Annotated in this window: 15 protein-coding genes and 1 pseudogene; 9 read left to right on the top strand and 7 right to left on the bottom strand. The window is 68.2% G+C overall.

Going from position 1 to position 16,536, the window contains the following annotated elements; all coding sequences use genetic code 11:
• Positions 1 to 1,214: 1,214 nt before the first annotated feature.
• The 5 genes from ACWV17_RS03745 to dnaA form a co-directional block, all read right to left on the bottom strand.
• On the bottom strand, positions 1,215 to 1,778 hold the full coding sequence (locus ACWV17_RS03745) for a DUF721 domain-containing protein (protein ID WP_455358454.1): 564 nt from the start codon (positions 1,776 to 1,778) through the stop codon (positions 1,215 to 1,217).
• Complete coding sequence (gene recF, locus ACWV17_RS03740) at positions 1,775 to 2,935, bottom strand: DNA replication/repair protein RecF (protein WP_455358453.1); 1,161 nt, start codon at positions 2,933 to 2,935, stop codon at positions 1,775 to 1,777. The genes ACWV17_RS03745 and recF overlap by 4 nt, the downstream gene beginning before the upstream one ends.
• Before the next feature lie 97 nt (positions 2,936 to 3,032).
• Positions 3,033 to 3,911 carry a phosphogluconate dehydrogenase (NAD(+)-dependent, decarboxylating) gene (gene gnd / locus ACWV17_RS03735; protein WP_455358452.1) on the bottom strand — a complete coding sequence of 293 codons (879 nt, stop codon included), beginning with the start codon at positions 3,909 to 3,911 and terminating at the stop codon, positions 3,033 to 3,035.
• A gap of 87 nt (positions 3,912 to 3,998) precedes the next feature.
• A complete protein-coding gene (dnaN, locus tag ACWV17_RS03730) occupies positions 3,999 to 5,129 on the bottom strand; it encodes a DNA polymerase III subunit beta (protein ID WP_455352955.1) in 1,131 nt (376 codons plus the stop codon).
• A gap of 831 nt (positions 5,130 to 5,960) precedes the next feature.
• Entirely contained in the window at positions 5,961 to 7,790 is a 1,830-nt protein-coding gene (gene dnaA / locus ACWV17_RS03725; RefSeq protein WP_455358451.1) for a chromosomal replication initiator protein DnaA, read from the bottom strand.
• Between the two features lie 355 nt (positions 7,791 to 8,145).
• Between dnaA and rpmH the strand changes: the two genes are divergently transcribed.
• The 9 genes and pseudogenes from rpmH to ACWV17_RS03680 all read left to right on the top strand — a co-directional run bounded on the left by rpmH (position 8,146) and on the right by ACWV17_RS03680 (position 15,008).
• Entirely contained in the window at positions 8,146 to 8,283 is a 138-nt protein-coding gene (rpmH, locus tag ACWV17_RS03720) for a 50S ribosomal protein L34 (protein ID WP_052578310.1), read from the top strand.
• 21 nt (positions 8,284 to 8,304) lie between these two features.
• On the top strand, positions 8,305 to 8,679 hold the full coding sequence (gene rnpA / locus ACWV17_RS03715; protein ID WP_455352957.1) for a ribonuclease P protein component: 375 nt from the start codon (positions 8,305 to 8,307) through the stop codon (positions 8,677 to 8,679).
• Positions 8,676 to 9,037: pseudogene (yidD, locus tag ACWV17_RS03710) on the top strand (membrane protein insertion efficiency factor YidD). The gene rnpA and the pseudogene yidD overlap by 4 nt, the downstream one beginning before the upstream one ends.
• A 3-nt stretch (positions 9,038 to 9,040) precedes the next feature.
• Entirely contained in the window at positions 9,041 to 10,294 is a 1,254-nt protein-coding gene (gene yidC / locus ACWV17_RS03705) for a membrane protein insertase YidC (protein WP_455358450.1), read from the top strand.
• Between the two features lie 15 nt (positions 10,295 to 10,309).
• Positions 10,310 to 10,822 carry a Jag family protein gene (locus ACWV17_RS03700; protein ID WP_455358449.1) on the top strand — a complete coding sequence of 171 codons (513 nt, stop codon included), beginning with the start codon at positions 10,310 to 10,312 and terminating at the stop codon, positions 10,820 to 10,822.
• Positions 10,823 to 10,922: 100 nt separating this feature from the next.
• A complete protein-coding gene (gene rsmG / locus ACWV17_RS03695) occupies positions 10,923 to 11,639 on the top strand; it encodes a 16S rRNA (guanine(527)-N(7))-methyltransferase RsmG (protein ID WP_455352961.1) in 717 nt (238 codons plus the stop codon).
• A 265-nt stretch (positions 11,640 to 11,904) separates the two neighbouring features.
• Positions 11,905 to 12,981 (top strand): ParA family protein, encoded by a 1,077-nt coding sequence (locus ACWV17_RS03690; protein ID WP_455352962.1) that lies wholly within the window; start codon positions 11,905 to 11,907, stop codon positions 12,979 to 12,981.
• On the top strand, positions 12,978 to 14,081 hold the full coding sequence (locus ACWV17_RS03685; RefSeq protein ID WP_455358448.1) for a ParB/RepB/Spo0J family partition protein: 1,104 nt from the start codon (positions 12,978 to 12,980) through the stop codon (positions 14,079 to 14,081). Before ACWV17_RS03690 ends, ACWV17_RS03685 begins: the two co-directional genes overlap by 4 nt.
• Before the next feature lie 309 nt (positions 14,082 to 14,390).
• The gene (locus ACWV17_RS03680; RefSeq protein WP_254370936.1) at positions 14,391 to 15,008 is read left to right on the top strand and encodes a GNAT family N-acetyltransferase; all 618 of its coding nucleotides are present in this window, start codon (positions 14,391 to 14,393) and stop codon (positions 15,006 to 15,008) included.
• 68 nt (positions 15,009 to 15,076) lie between these two features.
• On the opposite strand, the gene trxA is transcribed toward ACWV17_RS03680, so the two are convergent.
• Both trxA and trxB read right to left on the bottom strand, forming a co-directional pair.
• Positions 15,077 to 15,418 carry a thioredoxin gene (gene trxA, locus ACWV17_RS03675; RefSeq protein WP_455352964.1) on the bottom strand — a complete coding sequence of 114 codons (342 nt, stop codon included), beginning with the start codon at positions 15,416 to 15,418 and terminating at the stop codon, positions 15,077 to 15,079.
• A 47-nt stretch (positions 15,419 to 15,465) separates the two neighbouring features.
• Positions 15,466 to 16,428 (bottom strand): thioredoxin-disulfide reductase, encoded by a 963-nt coding sequence (trxB, locus tag ACWV17_RS03670; RefSeq protein WP_455358447.1) that lies wholly within the window; start codon positions 16,426 to 16,428, stop codon positions 15,466 to 15,468.
• Positions 16,429 to 16,536 lie beyond the last annotated feature (108 nt).

Raw genomic sequence — 16,536 nt, 5'->3', positions numbered from 1 at the left:
GTTCCGCGAGGAGGCGGGATTAGTTATCAGTCTACCGGTAGCGCTGACATGAATGGGGGTTTGCCGGTACCTGAGTCCGCATGTGCCGCCCTGAACCGCCGCCGACCGACTCCCCATATTCAGGAAGGGGCCCCAAGAGGCTCACACGGGCATCCAGCGCTTCGGCCTGTCAACCTCCCACTACGGTGAGGGACCCCCACCCCAACCAGAAGCCCCCACTCACCAACGCCCCACCGGGACGCCGGTCGTACGGGGGGCGGAGCCGGGGGGCCGGGGCTGGGGGCCGGGGCTGGGGCTGGGGGCCGAGGCCGGGCGCCGGGGCCGGGAGCCGGACGCCAGGGGCTGGGGGGGCCCGGTGGCGGGCAAGGGCGGGGACCAGGGGCCGGAGCCCGGGGCCCACGAGCTGGGGCGGGGCCGAGCTGGGGCCGGGGGCCGGGCTGTGGGCCTGGGGCAGGCGCCGGCGCCGGGGCAGACACCGGCGCCGGGGCTTACAAGCTGGGTGGCAGGCACCGATGGCTGACGCCGCGGTACGACCATCGGACAGGCCTGACCCCGCCAGCGGGCGGCGACCGGGGCTGACGAGGCGGCAGCGACTCTCGGGCCGGGCCAAGGGTCGCCCAGCAGGCGCCGACCTGAGCCGACCCGGCGAAGCGCGCATCGGGCCGGACCGAACCCGCCCAGTGGGCGCCGCCAGGCGGGCGCCGGCAAGAGGCCGCTTCCCAGCAGGGCCCGCCCGCAGCCGCCCCGCGGTCGCGGCTGGGCTGCGGGCGGGCCCAAAGGCCGACCGGATGACGGGGGGCAGGTCGCCAGCAGGCTGACACCGCGAAGCGGGACTCGGCTGCCAGCTCCCCGCCAGCGGCTCGCCCCCCTTGGCACAGCCGTTCCACGGCCGGTTTCTCATGACAAGCGCCGGACCGAAGGCCAGGAGGGCGCCGCTAAGCGGGCATCGGTCGGGCAGAGGCTGGCGCCGCAAAGCCAGGCGTCGAGCGGGACTGGCATAGGCAAACAGGCCTCGGCCCAGAGGTGACACCGCGAAGCGGGCGTCGGCAGGCAGCTCGCGCCGTGGCACGGCCATCCCTCGGCCGGCCCGCGAACCCGCCGCGCACGGCCGCAGGCCATCAGCCGCCCGCGCCGCGCAGCGGGCGCGCGACGGGGCCCGGGGGCGGAGCCCCCGGTTTCGGGAAGGGGCGGGTCAGGGGAGAGCAACCCCCACCTCAGCCGTACGTGTCGCCCGGCCCCCGACTCCCCGGCGCCCGCAACGGCCCGAAACGACGCTCCGGCCCCCCAGGCCCCAGCACCTTGATCAGCCGCACGCTCCCCTGCCCCAGATCCGCATTCAGCCGCGCCACCAACTGCGGCGCCAGCAGCCGCAACTGCGTCGCCCACGCCGTCGAGTCGCACTGCACCGTCAGCACCCGCTCAACAGGATCGTCGTCATACCGCAGCGGAACGCAATGCTTAGCCAGATCGTCCCCGACGATCTCCGGCCAACGCCCCATCACCCCGCCGACGGCCATCGGCATCTCCCAGCCGCGCTCCGTCTTCAGCCGCTCCAGCGCCGCCCCGAGCTGCAACGGATCCCGGCCGTCAGCCCGCGCACCCGACCGCAGCCCACCCCGCCTGGCCTGCTTCTTCTGCTGCGCCGCAGCCCCACGGGCGCGCGCCTGCTCCTTCGCCGCCGCCAGCGCCTGACGCGCCAGATCCACCCCGGAAGCCTCCGGCACCCTCCGCGGCTCACCAGCGCCCACCGGCCCACCCGCCCCACCAGAAGCGCTCACGCCCGCCTCACCTCGCCTCCGGCCACCGCGAACCGCGCGCCGGCCAGCACACCCGGCACATCGTCATCCACAGCCGCAGTCACCAGCACCTGCTCACCCGGCGCCACCAACTCCGCCAGCCGCTCCCGCCGACGCGCGTCCAGCTCTGCGAACACGTCGTCCAGCACCAGCACCGGCTCATTGCCCTCGGCCCGCAACAGGTCGTACGACGCCAACCGCAGCGCCAACGCGTACGACCAGCACTCCCCGTGACTCGCATAACCCTTCGCAGCCAGCGGTCCGAGCCTCAGCACCAGATCGTCACGGTGCGGCCCGACCAGGGTCACCCCCCGCTCGATCTCCTGCTTACGCGCGTCCGCCAGCGCCGCGATCAGCTGCTCGTACAACCCCTCACGCGTATGCACACCGGTCACACTCGACACCCCGGGCACCCCACCCGGCGCCCCGGCGCCCACAGAGCTCCGGTACTCGAACGCCACCGGCCCGCCCCCCGGCGCCAGCTGCTCGTACGCCTTGTCGGCCAGCGGCTGCAGCATCGCGATCAGATCGAGCCGCTGCGCCAGCAGCTCCGCCCCGACCCGTCCCAGGTGCTGATCCCACACGTCCAGCGTCGACAGATCCATCCCGCGCCCACCGTGCCGACGAGCCATCGCCGCCGACTTCAGCAGCGTGTTCCGCTGCTTGAGCACCCGCTCGTAGTCCGACCGCACCGCGGCCATCCGGGGCGAACGCGCCGTGATCAACTCGTCCAGGAACCGCCGACGCTCTCCCGGATCACCCTTCACCAGCGCCAGATCCTCCGGTGCGAACAGCACCGTCCGTACGATGCCCAGCACATCCCGCGGCCTGACCTGCGACGACCTGTTGATCCGCGCCCGGTTCGCCCGGCCCGGGTTCAGCTCCAGCTCAACCAGCTGCTGTCGCTCGCCCTGCACCACAGCAGCGCGAATGACCGCCCGCTCCGCCCCCATCCGTACCAGCGGGGCATCCGACGAGACCCGGTGACTGCCCAGCGTCGCCAGATAGCCGACCGCCTCGACGAGATTCGTCTTGCCCTGGCCGTTGGGGCCCACAAAAGCGGTGACGCCCAGGTCGAGCGGAACCTCGACCCGGGCGTACGAGCGGAAGTCGGCCAGCGAAAGATGCGAGACATGCATGGATGTGCGCCGACCTCCCCCGGCTACCTCAGCTGATTCGTTTCCGCGCCACCGCGCCACCGCACTCCGCGCAACGCCGCGTCAACGCCTTACCGCGTTACTCCGTGGACTCCACCGCGTGGCCACCGAACTGGTTGCGCAGCGCCGCGATCATCTTCATCTGCGGGGAATCGTCCTGCCGCGACGCGAACCGCGCGAACAGCGAAGCCGTGATCGCGGGCAGCGGCACCGCGTTGTCGATCGCCGCCTCGACCGTCCACCGGCCCTCACCCGAATCAGCGGCGAAACCACGCAGCTGCTCGAGGTGCTCATCCTGGTCCAGCGCGTTGACCGCCAGGTCGAGCAGCCACGAACGGATGACCGTGCCCTCCTGCCAGGACCGGAAGACCTCCCGGACATCCGTGACCGAGTCGACCTTCTCCAGCAACTCCCAGCCCTCGGCATAGGCCTGCATCATGGCGTACTCGATGCCGTTGTGGACCATCTTGGCGAAGTGCCCGGCACCGACCTTGCCCGCGTGGACCGACCCGAAATCACCCGCCGGCTTGAGCGCGTCGAAGATCGGCTGCACCTTGGCGACGTTCTCTGCGTCACCGCCGTACATCAGCGCATAGCCGTTCTCCAGGCCCCAGACACCGCCCGAGACGCCGCAGTCGACAAAGCCGATGCCCTTCACGCCCAGCTCCACAGCGTGCTTCTCGTCGTCCGTCCAGCGGGAGTTCCCGCCGTCCACCAGGACATCCCCCGGAGACAGCAGCTCAGCCAGCTCGTCGACGGTGGACTGGGTCGCGGCACCGGCCGGCACCATCACCCACACCACACGCGGGCCCTTGAGCTTGCCCACAAGCTCCTCGAGGCTGTGGACATCTGCGAGGTCCGGGTTGCGGTCGTATCCGATGACGGTGTGGCCTGCGCGGCGAATGCGCTCGCGCATGTTGCCGCCCATCTTGCCGAGACCGACGAGACCGAGCTCCATCAGTGTTTCCTTAAGCGTTGAGGCGATTCGTACCCGAGACCGAGACTACGCCCGGCCCGCGGAAGCAGCAGGTCAGCCCGGAATGGGTCAGCCCGACAGCCGCACCGGCATGATCAGGTACTTGTACGCCTCGTCCGCCTCGGCATCCACCGCCGGCCGGCCGCTCAGCAGCGCCGGCTTGGTCGACGTGGTGAACGACAGCTGCGCGACCGGCGAGTCGATCGCGCTCAGCCCGTCCAGCAGAAACGTCGGGTTGAAGGCGATCGAGATGTCATCGCCCTCGAGCTTGGCGTCCACCCGCTCCACAGCCTGTGCGTCATCACTGGAACCGGCCTCGAGAATGAGCACGCCCTGCTCGAAGCTGAGCCGGACCGGCGTGTTCCGCTCGGCCACCAGGGCCACACGCTTGACGGCCTCGACGAACGGAGCCGTCTCGATGACCGCGATCGAGTTGAACTCGGTCGGGAAGAGCGTCCGGTACTTGGGCAGGTCGCCCTCCAGCAGCCGCGTCGTGGTGCGGCGGCCGGCTCCCTCGAAGCCGATCAGCCCCTCACCCTTACCCGAGCCGGAGAGCGCCAGAGTGACCGTGTCACCGCTGGTCAGCGACTTGGCGGTGTCCAGCAGCGTCTTCGCGGGCACCAGCGCGACCGCGGAGGCGTCCGGGTTCTCCGGCTTCCAGAGGAACTCGCGCACCGCGAAGCGGTAGCGGTCGGTGGACGCCAGGGTGACCGTGTCGCCCTCGATCTCGATCCGTACGCCGGTCAGCACCGGCAGCGTGTCGTCACGGCCGGCGGCGATGGCCACCTGAGCGGCCGCGGAGGCGAAGACCTCACCGGGCACGGTGCCGGTCGCGGTCGGCATCTCGGGCAGCGTCGGGTACTCCTCCACAGGCAGTGTGTGGAGGGTGAACCGTGACGAGCCGCAGACCACGACGGCCCGTACACCGTCTGTGGAAATCTCAACCGGCCGGTTGGGGAGAGCGCGGCAGATATCGGCGAGCAGCCGGCCGGAGACGAGGACGGTGCCGTCCTCCTCCACATCCGCCTCCACCGAGACCCGTGCCGAGACCTCGTAGTCGAAGCCGGAGAGGCTGAGCGTGCCGTCCTCCGCCTTCAGGAGCAGGCCCGCGAGGACGGGCACCGGCGGACGGGCCGGGAGGCTTCGGGCCGCCCACGCCACCGCCTCCGCGAGTACATCGCGCTCCACCCGGATCTTCACCGGAACCGCCTCCTGCTGTTGCTGGCTCGCCCTGCTGGCCTTCGTCGTGTGGCTGTGTTGCCGGGGACCAGTCTGACGCACGCCACCGACACTCGGTGCGGCTCGGGGTCAAGTCGAGGCAAGAGGGGGTGAGGGGGCCGGCAGCAAGTTGTGCACAGGCCCCGTTTCGAAGCGGATTCCCCGGTATCTCTATGTGGGAGTAGTAGTAGGGCCTGTGGAAACCGTGGATAACCCTGTATGCGCAGGTCAGACCCAGTTTTTTGTCCACCGTGCTTGTGGGCGGTGGCAGTGGACAAGTAGGTCCCGCTGTGGAGAAGCGAAAGTTCTGCACACGCGGTGCACAGGCAGCCCGGAGTACTCCACAGCGCCGTCCCCAGCTTTACCCATGTTCCCCACAGCCCAACCGGCCTCCTTGGTGTGACGGCTTTCACTCGGCCCGGTGAGGTCGCGTGTTTCGTTGCCGAACAGTGGACAAGGGTGTGGAGAAGCTGTGCACAACATCATCCTGCCTGTGGGCCGGCGGTGGACAACTCAAGACCCCTCGCGCGGCCCTCTCCTGCGTCCACAGCCTGTGGACCGGAGTTGGCCACAAGTACACAGGCACCTGAGCTGGGATGATCACGTCTCAGCAGCCCTGCCTGTGGACGCGATCTGGACAACTCCAGCAGTCCCCAGGGTGTGGACGCGGGATCACTCCAGGATCTGTGGAGAAGTCCCGCGACCCGGACGGTATTCGAACACCGCTGCACCGCTCCAGGCCGCCGCAACGACGAAGGGCGCCCCGGGAGTTCGTCCCGGAGCGCCCTTCGCGCGTTGCTGAGCCGGCCTGTGTCAGCCGTTCTTGATGCGGTTCGTGAGCTCGGTGACCTGGTTGTAGATCGACCGTCGCTCGGCCATCAGCGCCCGGATCTTGCGGTCGGCATGCATCACGGTCGTGTGGTCGCGGCCGCCGAACTGCGCGCCGATCTTGGGCAGTGAGAGGTCGGTGAGCTCACGGCACAGGTACATCGCGATCTGCCGGGCCGTCACCAGGACGCGGCTGCGCGAAGAGCCGCACAGGTCGTCCACCGTCAGACCGAAGTAGTCGGCAGTCGCGGACATGATCGCGGGCGCGGTGATCTCGGGGGTGGCGTCCTCGCCGCCCGGGATCAGGTTCTTGAGGACGTCCTCGGTCAGACCGAGATCGACGGGCTGCCGGTTGAGGGAGGCGAAGGCGGTCACGCGGATCAGCGCGCCTTCCAGCTCGCGGATGTTCCGCGAGATCCGGGACGCGATGAACTCCAGTACCTCCGGCGGGGCGTTCAGCTGCTCCTGCACCGCCTTCTTGCGCAGGATCGCGATACGCGTCTCGAGCTCGGGCGGTTGAACGTCGGTGATCAGCCCCCACTCGAAGCGGTTGCGCAGCCGGTCCTCCAGGGTCACCAGCTGCTTGGGCGGCCGGTCCGAGGACAGCACGATCTGCTTGTTGGCGTTGTGGAGGGTGTTGAAGGTGTGGAAGAACTCCTCCTGGGTCGACTCCTTGCTCGCGAGGAACTGGATGTCGTCGACCAGCAGGATGTCCATCTCGCGGTAGCGCTTGCGGAACGCGTCGCCCTTGCCGTCGCGGATGGAGTTGATGAACTCGTTGGTGAACTCCTCCGAGCTCACGTACCGGACCCGCGTGCCGGGGTAGAGGCTGCGCGCGTAGTGGCCGATGGCGTGCAGCAGGTGCGTCTTGCCGAGGCCCGACTCCCCGTAAATGAAGAGCGGGTTGTACGCCTTGGCGGGGGCTTCGGCGACGGCGACCGCGGCGGCGTGCGCGAAGCGGTTGGAGGCGCCGATGACGAAGGTGTCGAAGAGGTACTTCGGGTTCAGCCGGGCGGTCGGCTCGCCGGGGCCCGGCGCGGTGGCGGGCCGGCCGGCCGGGCGGCCGTTGCCGAGGGCGGGCAGCGCGGGGTTGCCCTGGGAGGACTGCTGTTCGGGCCGTTCGTGCAGGTCGTGGCGCTCATGCCGGTCGTGCCGGTCGGGGCGCTGCGGCTCGTAGGACGGCTGGTCGTACTGCGTCTCGTCGTACGAGGAGCGCTCGGACTGGGGCCGGTAGCCGTGCTGGGGGGAGGCGTAGGGGTCGTGCTCCTGGTAGCCGCCGAGCCGGGGCTGCTGCCAGCCGTAGTCGTCCTGCGGTGTGCGGGGCCAGGCGCCCGGCTGGGGGCGCTGCTGCTGGTAGTCGGGGTAGGCGGGCCGCGCGGTGGGGAGGTGGTCGGGGCGATGGGCCGGCAGCTGGTCGTGGTCGTTCTGGTGCTGGTCGCTGCCGGGGCGCTGTCCGTAGCCGTCGTAGTCGCGGTGCGGCGGCTCGTCGTAGCGCTGCCGTTCCTGCGGTACGGGCGGGTTGTGCGGGGCGGTGGGCTCGCCGGCGGAGTCGTCGACGGTGATGGCGATCCGGATGGGGCGGCCGCACTCGCGGCTGAGGGTTTCGCTGATGAGGGGGGCGAGGCGGCCTTCGAGGACGCGCTTGCCCCATTCGTTGGGGACGGCGAGGAGGGCGGTGTCGGCCACCAGGGCGAGCGGCTGGCAGCGCTCGACCCATTGCTGGTCCTTCGCTTCGATGCCCTGCTGTCCTTCGCCGAGGAGTTGCTCGAGCACGCGTGGCCACACTGCGGCAAGATCGGCAGGTACGTCAGCCACAGAGCACGCTCTCTCACGGGGTCCCACGAAGGTGTGGTTCTTTGGGACGGTCGGGAAGAAAAGGGGTTGGAGTCCAGCCACGGTAGTCAGGGCGGCGGGTACGGTTCAAGTTGTTGTCCACAGCCTGTGCATAGTGGACCACGGCGAAGTGCCGGTTTGACCGGATGGCGTAGCCGCGCGTACCGTGACCAGGTCGAGTTGTCGATGGCTGCTGCCGCCTGCCTCCGATGGGCAAAGATCACGATCTGTGGTTGTGAAGCGGTGCCACTCGGGCGTTTACGCGAGTTCCTCGTGGGCGCACGGTGACAGCCAGGCGATGTCCCGCCACTACACGATTCATTTCTGGAGCCCCCGAGTGAGCAAGCGCACCTTCCAGCCGAACAACCGCCGTCGTGCGAAGACCCACGGCTTCCGTCTGCGTATGCGCACCCGTGCCGGCCGCGCGGTTCTCGCGTCCCGCCGTGGCAAGGGTCGCGCCCGCCTGTCCGCCTGATCACCAACAGGTCATGACGTCGTGCTGCCTACCGAGAATCGGCTGAGGCGGCGCGAGGACTTCGCGACCGCGGTACGTCGGGGAAACCGGGCCGGACGCCCGCTTCTCGTCGTACATCTGCGTCTTAGCGGTTCAACGGACCCGCACGCGCCTGGGGAGAGCGCTTCCCCGACGCGTGCGGGTTTCGTTGTCAGCAAGGCTGTTGGCGGGGCAGTCGTGCGCAACCTGGTGAAGCGCAGGCTTCGCCATCTGGTGCGCGATCGTCTGCCTCAGTTGCCCCCCGGTAGCCTGGTAGTCGTACGGGCGCTGCCCGGAGCGGGTGACGCCGACCATGCACAGCTGGCCCGAGACCTGGATGCCGCCCTTCAGCGGTTGCTGGGAGGGGTGGCGCGATGAAGTACCCGTTGCTGGCTTTGATCAAGCTGTACCAGTGGACGATCAGTCCGTTGCTCGGGCCGGTGTGCAGGTACTACCCGTCGTGTTCCCACTACGGATATACGGCCATCGACCGGCATGGTGCGGTGAAGGGGACGGCGCTGACCGCCTGGCGCATTCTGCGGTGCAATCCGTGGTCGCCGGGCGGCGTGGATCATGTCCCCCCGCGCAAGCGCCCGCGTTGGCACGAGCTGCTGCGCAGCTGGTTGCGCAGCAGTAAGGGCGGTGACTCCGCCGCCGGCGTGCCTCCCTTGGGCACGACGAACCCGGACCTCCGAGCCCGGCCGCAGAGACCTCGCCCAATGCTCAAGGAGCCTGATTAGTGGACACGATTGCCAGTCTCTTCAGCTTTATCACCACACCTGTTTCCTGGGTCATCGTCCAGTTCCATTCGCTGTACGGGGCGATCTTCGGCCCGGACACGGGGTGGGCCTGGGGCCTGTCCATCGTGTCGCTGGTGGTCCTGATCCGGATCTGTCTGATCCCGCTTTTCGTCAAGCAGATCAAGTCGACCCGGAACATGCAGGCGCTCCAGCCGAAGATGAAGGTGATCCAGGAGCGCTACAAGAACGACAAGCAGCGTCAGTCCGAAGAGATGATGAAGCTGTACAAGGAGACGGGTACCAACCCGCTCTCTTCGTGCCTTCCCATCCTGGCGCAGTCGCCGTTCTTCTTCGCCCTGTATCACGTGCTGTCGAAGATCGCCTCTAACGACACCATCGGCGTCATCAACGAACCGCTGCTCCAGAGTGCGCAGAAGGCCCACATCTTCGGTGCCCCGCTGGCCGCGACCTTCACGGACAGCGCCGAGAAGGTGGCATCGCTCCACGCTTCGATCGTCGATGTCCGCATCGTCACCGCGGTCATGATCGTCCTGATGTCGCTGTCGCAGTTCTACACGCAGCGCCAGCTGATGCAGAAGAACGTCGACCTGTCGGTGAAGACGCCGTTCATGCAGCAGCAGAAGATGCTCATGTACATCTTCCCGGTGATCTTCGCGGTGATGGGCATCAACTTCCCCGTGGGTGTTCTCGTCTACTGGCTGACCACCAACGTGTGGACCATGGGCCAGCAGATGTACGTCATCAACCAGAACCCGACGCCGGGAAGCAAGGCCCAGGACCAGTACCTCCAGCGTCTGCTGAAGAGCGTCCACGCCCACGGCCAGGTCCGCGGGCGCCGCAAGCGCAATGTGGTCCAGGCGATTGTCGCCAAGGGCACCGACCGCAATGACAACGAGCGTCGCTTTGTCACCGGTCTGGCCAAGCAGGGTCTGATCGCGCAGGCCGACGGCACCGTGGTCAAGGGTTCCGAGTCCGCCGATGAGGCCGCGGTGTCCGGGGGAGCCAGGCGGCAGCAGCCCAAGCGGCAGACCAAGGCGAAGCGTCAGGCAGCCGGTACGGGGACGGCCGAGGCCGCCGAGACCGGTACCAAGACGTCGCTGGAGAAGCAGGACGAGCCGCAGGACGCCAAGCCGAAGCCGGCGGGCACGCCCGCCTCCGGTTCCGCACGCCAAGCCAAGCCGGGACAGCGCAAGGGCCAGCAGCGGCCCAAGCACCCGTCCTCCAAGAAGTAAGAAGGAGCCCATCCCGTGACGGAAGGCACCACCTCCCCCGCCGCCGAGGGTGGCGACACCCTGACCCGCCTTGAGCAGGAGGGGGAGATCGCGGCCGATTACCTCGAGGGCCTGCTGGACATCGCCGACCTCGACGGCGACATCGACATGGATGTCGAGGCTGACCGGGCCGCGGTTTCGATCATCAGCGACTCGGCGAGTCGTGATCTGCAGAAGTTGGTCGGACGTGACGGTGAGGTCCTGGAGGCGCTTCAGGAACTGACCCGGCTGGCGGTGCACCGGGAGACCGGTGACCGGAGCCGTCTGATGCTGGACATCGCCGGGTTCCGTGCCAGGAAGCGTGAGGAACTCGCGGCGCTGGGTGCCAAGGCCGCGGATGAGGCGAAGAGCAGCGGTGAGCCCGTGAAGCTCAAGCCGATGACGCCGTTCGAGCGCAAGGTCGTGCACGACGCTGTCGCGGCCGCCGGCCTGCGCAGTGAGTCCGAGGGCGAGGAGCCGGAGCGCTTCGTCGTCGTGCTCCCGGCCTGACCGGTCCAGAGTGTGGTCGGCCCCGTCTGTTCGCAGGCGGGGCCGATCTTGTCAGCCTGATAGTTCAGCCACCACAGTGCGGTACGGAAGGACGGTCCCCGTGACGGAGGCAGCGGAGCTCCCCCCGGCCCCGGAAGAGGCGAGGGAGGTTTTCGGTGAGTGCTTCCCGGAAGCTGTTCGCTACGCGGAGCTGCTGGCGGACGCGGGCGTCCAGCGGGGGCTGATCGGGCCCCGGGAGGTGCCGCGGTTGTGGGAGCGGCATCTGCTGAACTGCGCGGTGCTGTCCGAGGTGGTCGCCGAGGGTGTCACGGTCTGCGATGTGGGTTCGGGGGCCGGGCTGCCCGGGATTCCGCTGGCGCTGGTCCGTCCGGATCTGAAGATCACGTTGCTGGAACCGTTGCTGCGGCGTACGAACTTCCTTCAGGAGGTCGTGGAGCTGCTGGGGCTCGACCATGTGACCGTGGTCCGAGGGCGGGCCGAGGAGGTGCTGGGGACGCTGCAGCCGGTGCATGTGGTGACGGCGCGCGCGGTGGCGCCGCTGGACCGGCTGGCCGGCTGGGGCGTACCTCTGCTGCGTCCTTACGGGGAGATGCTGGCGCTCAAGGGGGACACTGCCGAGGAGGAGCTGGTGGCGGCGAAGTCCGCGCTGGCGAAGCTGGGTGTGGTGAAGACCTCAGTGCTGCATGTGGGGGAAGGCGTGGTGGATCCGCTGTCCACGGTGGTCCGGGTCGAGGTCGGGGAGAGCCCCGGTGGTGTGCGGTTCGCGGCGAAGCGGGCCAAGGCGGCCCGGGTGGGCCGCGCGCGTCGCCGTCGATGAGTCGCCGTCGATGATGTGGCGTCTACCGGTGGTGCTCCATACAAGCTGCCAAACGTACGCATTTCGGAGTGTCGTGGGGGTCTGACGTGGCTGCCCGTGCATCGTGTTTCACGTGAAACGTCGCTCTCTACTGCACGGAATCATCAGTCGTGGTCGGGCGGCTACCTCGCCGCGTGACCGGAAGTCCGCAGGGGCTCTGAAGTTGTCCACAAAGGTGGATTCATCCACAGGAGAACGGGCCTCGCTGGTTCACAACCCCGAAAGCATGGCAGGCTCTGCTCATTGCGAGCCTGATGTCGAGGAGGGTGAACCCTTGCGGTCCGACGCCAACATCGCGGGGCCGATGGCCGATCCGGTCCCCGGTCCCCGTACCGAGTCGGCGGGGGAGGATGTTTCACGTGAAACACCGCCCCCGATGGACGACACCCCCATTGGCCGTGCTGCCCAGCTGGCGGTGGAAGCCCTCGGCCGCGCCGGCGAAGGCTTGCCCAGGCCCGACCAGACGCGTGTGATGGTGGTCGCCAACCAGAAGGGCGGCGTGGGTAAAACCACCACCACGGTCAACCTCGCTGCTTCCCTTGCACTGCACGGCGCTCGCGTCCTGGTGATCGACCTCGACCCTCAAGGCAATGCCTCGACGGCCTTGGGGATCGACCATCACGCTGAAGTTCCGTCGATCTATGACGTTCTGGTGGAGAGTAAGCCGCTCTCCGACGTGGTGCAGCCGGTCCCTGATGTCGAAGGCCTCTTCTGTGCTCCCGCCACGATCGATCTCGCCGGTGCGGAGATCGAGCTGGTGTCGCTGGTGGCACGGGAAAGCCGGCTGCAGCGGGCGATCCAGGCGTATGAGCAGCCGCTGGATTACATCCTCATCGACTGCCCGCCTTCGCTCGGCCTGCTGACGGTCAACGCGCTGGTCGCGGGAGCCGAGGTTCTTATTCCTATCCAGTGCGAGTACTACGCGCTGGAAGGTCTTGGGCAGCTGCTGCGCAACGTCGATCTTGTGCGGGGTCATCTGAACCCCACTCTGCACGTGTCGACGATTCTGCTGACCATGTACGACGGCAGGACACGGCTGGCCTCGCAGGTGGCGGACGAGGTGCGCAGCCACTTTGGCAACGAGGTGCTGCGCACGAGCATCCCGCGTTCGGTACGTATCTCGGAGGCGCCGAGCTACGGTCAGACGGTCCTCACCTATGATCCGGGCTCCAGTGGTTCGCTCTCCTACCTGGAGGCGGCGCGTGAGATCGCGCTGCGCGGGGTCGGAGTGCACTATGACGCCCAGCACGCCCACTCGGGCGGCCGGAACAGCCAGCAGAGCATGTCGGAGGGGATCCAGTGAGTGAGCGACGTAGAGGGCTGGGGCGCGGGCTCGGTGCCCTGATCCCTGCCGCTCCGCAGGAGAAGTCCGTGCCCGCGATGGGGTCTGCTTCGACTTCCCCGACCGCGGTTCCGGTACTGACCGCGGAGCGCGGTGTGGCGGCTGCGAAGGTGGCCACACTTCCGCAGGGCGCGGTTTCACGTGAAACGGAAGTGCCGGCCCAAGCGGAGCCTGAGACGGTGTCGGTGGCCGAGTCGGTGGCCGGCGCGACGTTCGCCGAGCTGTCCCTGGATGCCATCACTCCCAACCCCCGCCAGCCGCGTGAGGTGTTCGACGAGGACGCGCTCGCCGAGCTTGTCACCTCCATCCAGGAGGTGGGGCTCCTGCAGCCTGTCGTCGTACGGCAGCTGGGCCCCGACCGCTATGAGCTCATCATGGGTGAGCGGCGCTGGAGGGCCTGCCGGGAGGCAGGGCTGGAGCGGATCCCCGCGATCATCCGGGCCACGGACGACGACAAGCTCCTGCTGGACGCGCTTCTGGAGAACCTGCACCGCGCGCAGCTGAACCCGTTGGAGGAAGCGGCTGCGTACGACCAGCTGCTGAAGGACTTCAACTGCACGCACGACCAGCTGGCTGACCGGATCGGGCGTTCCCGCCCGCAGGTCTCCAACACGTTGCGGCTGCTGCGGCTGTCGCCGTCGGTACAGCGTCGGGTAGCCGCCGGTGTGCTGTCCGCCGGCCACGCGCGGGCTCTGCTCTCGGTGGACGACTCCGAGGAGCAGGACAGGCTGGCGCACCGCATCGTTGCCGAAGGACTTTCGGTGCGCGCGGTCGAAGAGATCGTCACCCTGATGGGCTCGCGGCCGGAGAGCTCCGTGAAGCCCAAGGGGCCACGGGCCGGGGCACGGCTGTCGCCCGCGCTGTCCGATCTCGCCTCTCGGCTGTCGGACCGTTTCGAGACGCGGGTGAAGGTCGACCTTGGACAGAAGAAGGGAAAGATCGTCGTGGAGTTTGCCTCGATAGACGATCTGGAGCGGATTCTGGGGACGCTGGCTCCGGGCGAGGGACGTGTCCTGGACAGCGGGCTCACGGCGGACGAACCGCTGGACGAGCGGGAATGACCTGAGTCCTGGAGTGCCGTGTGGTGGACGGGCTGTGTCCGGTGTATACCGGAACACGGCCCGTCCTTTGCTTTCAGGCGGTATCGATGCAATCGCTGGGTGGATACGATGCGTTCAGTCAGGGCGCAGCACCTGAAGGCACCTCAAACGGAGAGGGCGGGGCATGCGATCGGTCAGCCGCACCGGACTGATGACAGCAGGACTGGGGCTGGGGGTGGTCGGCGGTTTCGTCGGCAGTCTGCTCCAGGAGCGGGGCGCGCTGATGGCCGCCCGGGGCGCGGCGAGTGAGGGAAGTGAGGATCAGCCTTCATGGGTCGTCGGCTCGTACCGCTCACGCTGGACAACCTTCCGGACCTTCCCAAGCGCTGCCGGGCGTGTGTCTTCTGGGAGCTTGATCCCGTCAGTGGAGAAGCTGCGGTAAAGGCGGGAACGCCTGAGCTGGAGAAGGAGGCGTGGATCTCCGCTGTGCTGCTGGAGTGGGGGTCCTGCGGACGGGTCGTCTATGTCGATGAGGTGCCCGTCGGTTTCGTTCTGTACGCCCCTCCCGCGTATGTGCCGCGGTCCACTGCCTTTCCCACGAGTCCGGTCTCGCCCGATGCGGTTCAGCTGATGACGGGGTGGATCATGCCGGGGTACCAGGGGCAGGGGCTGGGCCGGGTGATGGTGCAGACGGTGGCGAAGGATCTGCTGCGCCGTGGCTTCAAGGCGATCGAGGCGTTCGGAGACGCCCGGTGGAACGAGCCGGCCTGCGTGCTGCCGGCGGATCATCTGCTGGCGGTCGGCTTCAAGACGGTGCGCCCGCACCCGGTGCATCCGAGGTTGCGCCTGGAGCTGCGGACGACGCTGTCGTGGAAGGAAGATGTGGAGCTTGCGCTGGACAGGCTGCTGGGCGCGGTCCAGAAGGAGCCGGTTCTGCGGCCACTGTAGGAGCTGATCGGAGACGGACAAGGGCCGCCCCGAAGGGCGGCCCTTGTTTCACGTGGAACAGCGGTGCATCAGGCCTTGGTGGCCCCTTCGCCGATGAAGTCCGCGAGGTCACGCTCGAGAGCGGCCTTCGGCTTGGCCCCGACGATCGTCTTGGCGACCTCGCCGCCCTGGTAGACGTTGAGTGTCGGAATGGACATCACGCCGTACTTGGCTGCGGTGTCCGGGTTCTCGTCGATGTTGAGCTTGACGATCTCGATCGAGTCGCCATGCTCTGCGGCGATCGCCTCGAGCGACGGCGCGATCTGACGGCAGGGACCGCACCAGGCGGCCCAGAAGTCGACCAGTACGGGCTTGTCGCTCTTGAGGACTTCCTCTTCGAAAGTAGCGTCAGTCACGGTCTTCAGGGCCACGGCGGCCTCCTGTTCATCGCGGATGGGGATGAGGAATGGGTTGGGGGTCAGACTGTCGCGGCTGCGGCCTTTTCCTCGTCGGCGAGGGCCGCGAGGTAGCGCTCGGCGTCGAGGGCTGCGGAGCAGCCGGTGCCTGCGGCGGTAATGGCCTGCCGGTAGGTGTGGTCGACGACGTCTCCGGCACCGAAGACACCGGTGAGGTTGGTGCGGGTCGAGGGCGCATCGACTCGCAGGTAACCCTCGTCGTCCAGTTCCAGCTGACCCTTGAAGAGTTCGGTGCGCGGGTCGTGGCCCACGGCGATGAAGAGGCCGGTTGCCGCGAGCTCGGACGTCTCGCTCGTCTTGGTGTTGCGCAGGGTGAGGCCGGAGAGCTTCTGCTCGCCGTGGATCACGGCGACCTCACTGTCCCAGGCGAACTTGATCTTCGGGTCGGCGAAGGCGCGGTCCTGCATGGCCTTGGAGGCGCGCAGAGTGTCCCGGCGGTGGATGATCGTGACGGACTTGGCGAACCGGGAGAGGAAGGTGGCCTCCTCCATGGCGGTGTCGCCGCCGCCGACGACGGCGATGTCCTGGTCCTTGAAGAAGAAGCCGTCGCAGGTGGCGCACCAGGAGACGCCGCGGCCGGAGAGGGCGTCCTCGTTGGGCAGGCCGAGCTTGCGGTGCTGGGAGCCGGTGGTGATGATGACGGCCTTGGCGTGGTGAACGGTTCCGACGGTGTCGGTGACGGTCTTGATGTCACCGGACAGGTCGACGGCGACGACATCGTCGGGCACCAGCTCGGCGCCGAAGCGCTCGGCCTGGGCGCGCATGTTGTCCATCAGGTCCGGGCCCATGATGCCGTCCCGGAAGCCGGGGAAGTTCTCCACGTCGGTGGTGTTCATCAGCGCACCGCCGGCGGTGACTGCGCCTTCGAACACCAACGGCTTGAGCGACGCGCGTGCGGTGTAGAGGGCTGCGGTGTAGCCGGCCGGCCCGGAGCCGATGATGATCACGTTACGGACGTCGCTCACGGGTGTCTTCCTCGTCTCTACGGACTGCTGCCTACCGGGGCCGGTCATTGACTCTCACCCCACCCAACGGATCCTAAGGGGCGTGCATTCCCGCTGTGTCCGAGCGCA

The organism is Streptomyces mabaensis, from assembly GCF_053763515.1.
This window is presented reverse-complemented; position numbering and strand designations above follow the sequence as displayed.

Coding starts and splice junctions, on each gene's coding strand:
- recF (WP_455358453.1), bottom strand. CDS start 2,935: ATGCATGTCTCGCATCTTTCGCTGGCCGACTTCCGCTCGTACGCCCGG.
- gnd (WP_455358452.1), bottom strand. CDS start 3,911: ATGGAGCTCGGTCTCGTCGGTCTCGGCAAGATGGGCGGCAACATGCGC.
- ACWV17_RS03690 (WP_455352962.1), top strand. CDS start 11,905: ATGGCAGGCTCTGCTCATTGCGAGCCTGATGTCGAGGAGGGTGAACCC.
- ACWV17_RS03680 (WP_254370936.1), top strand. CDS start 14,391: ATGGGTCGTCGGCTCGTACCGCTCACGCTGGACAACCTTCCGGACCTT.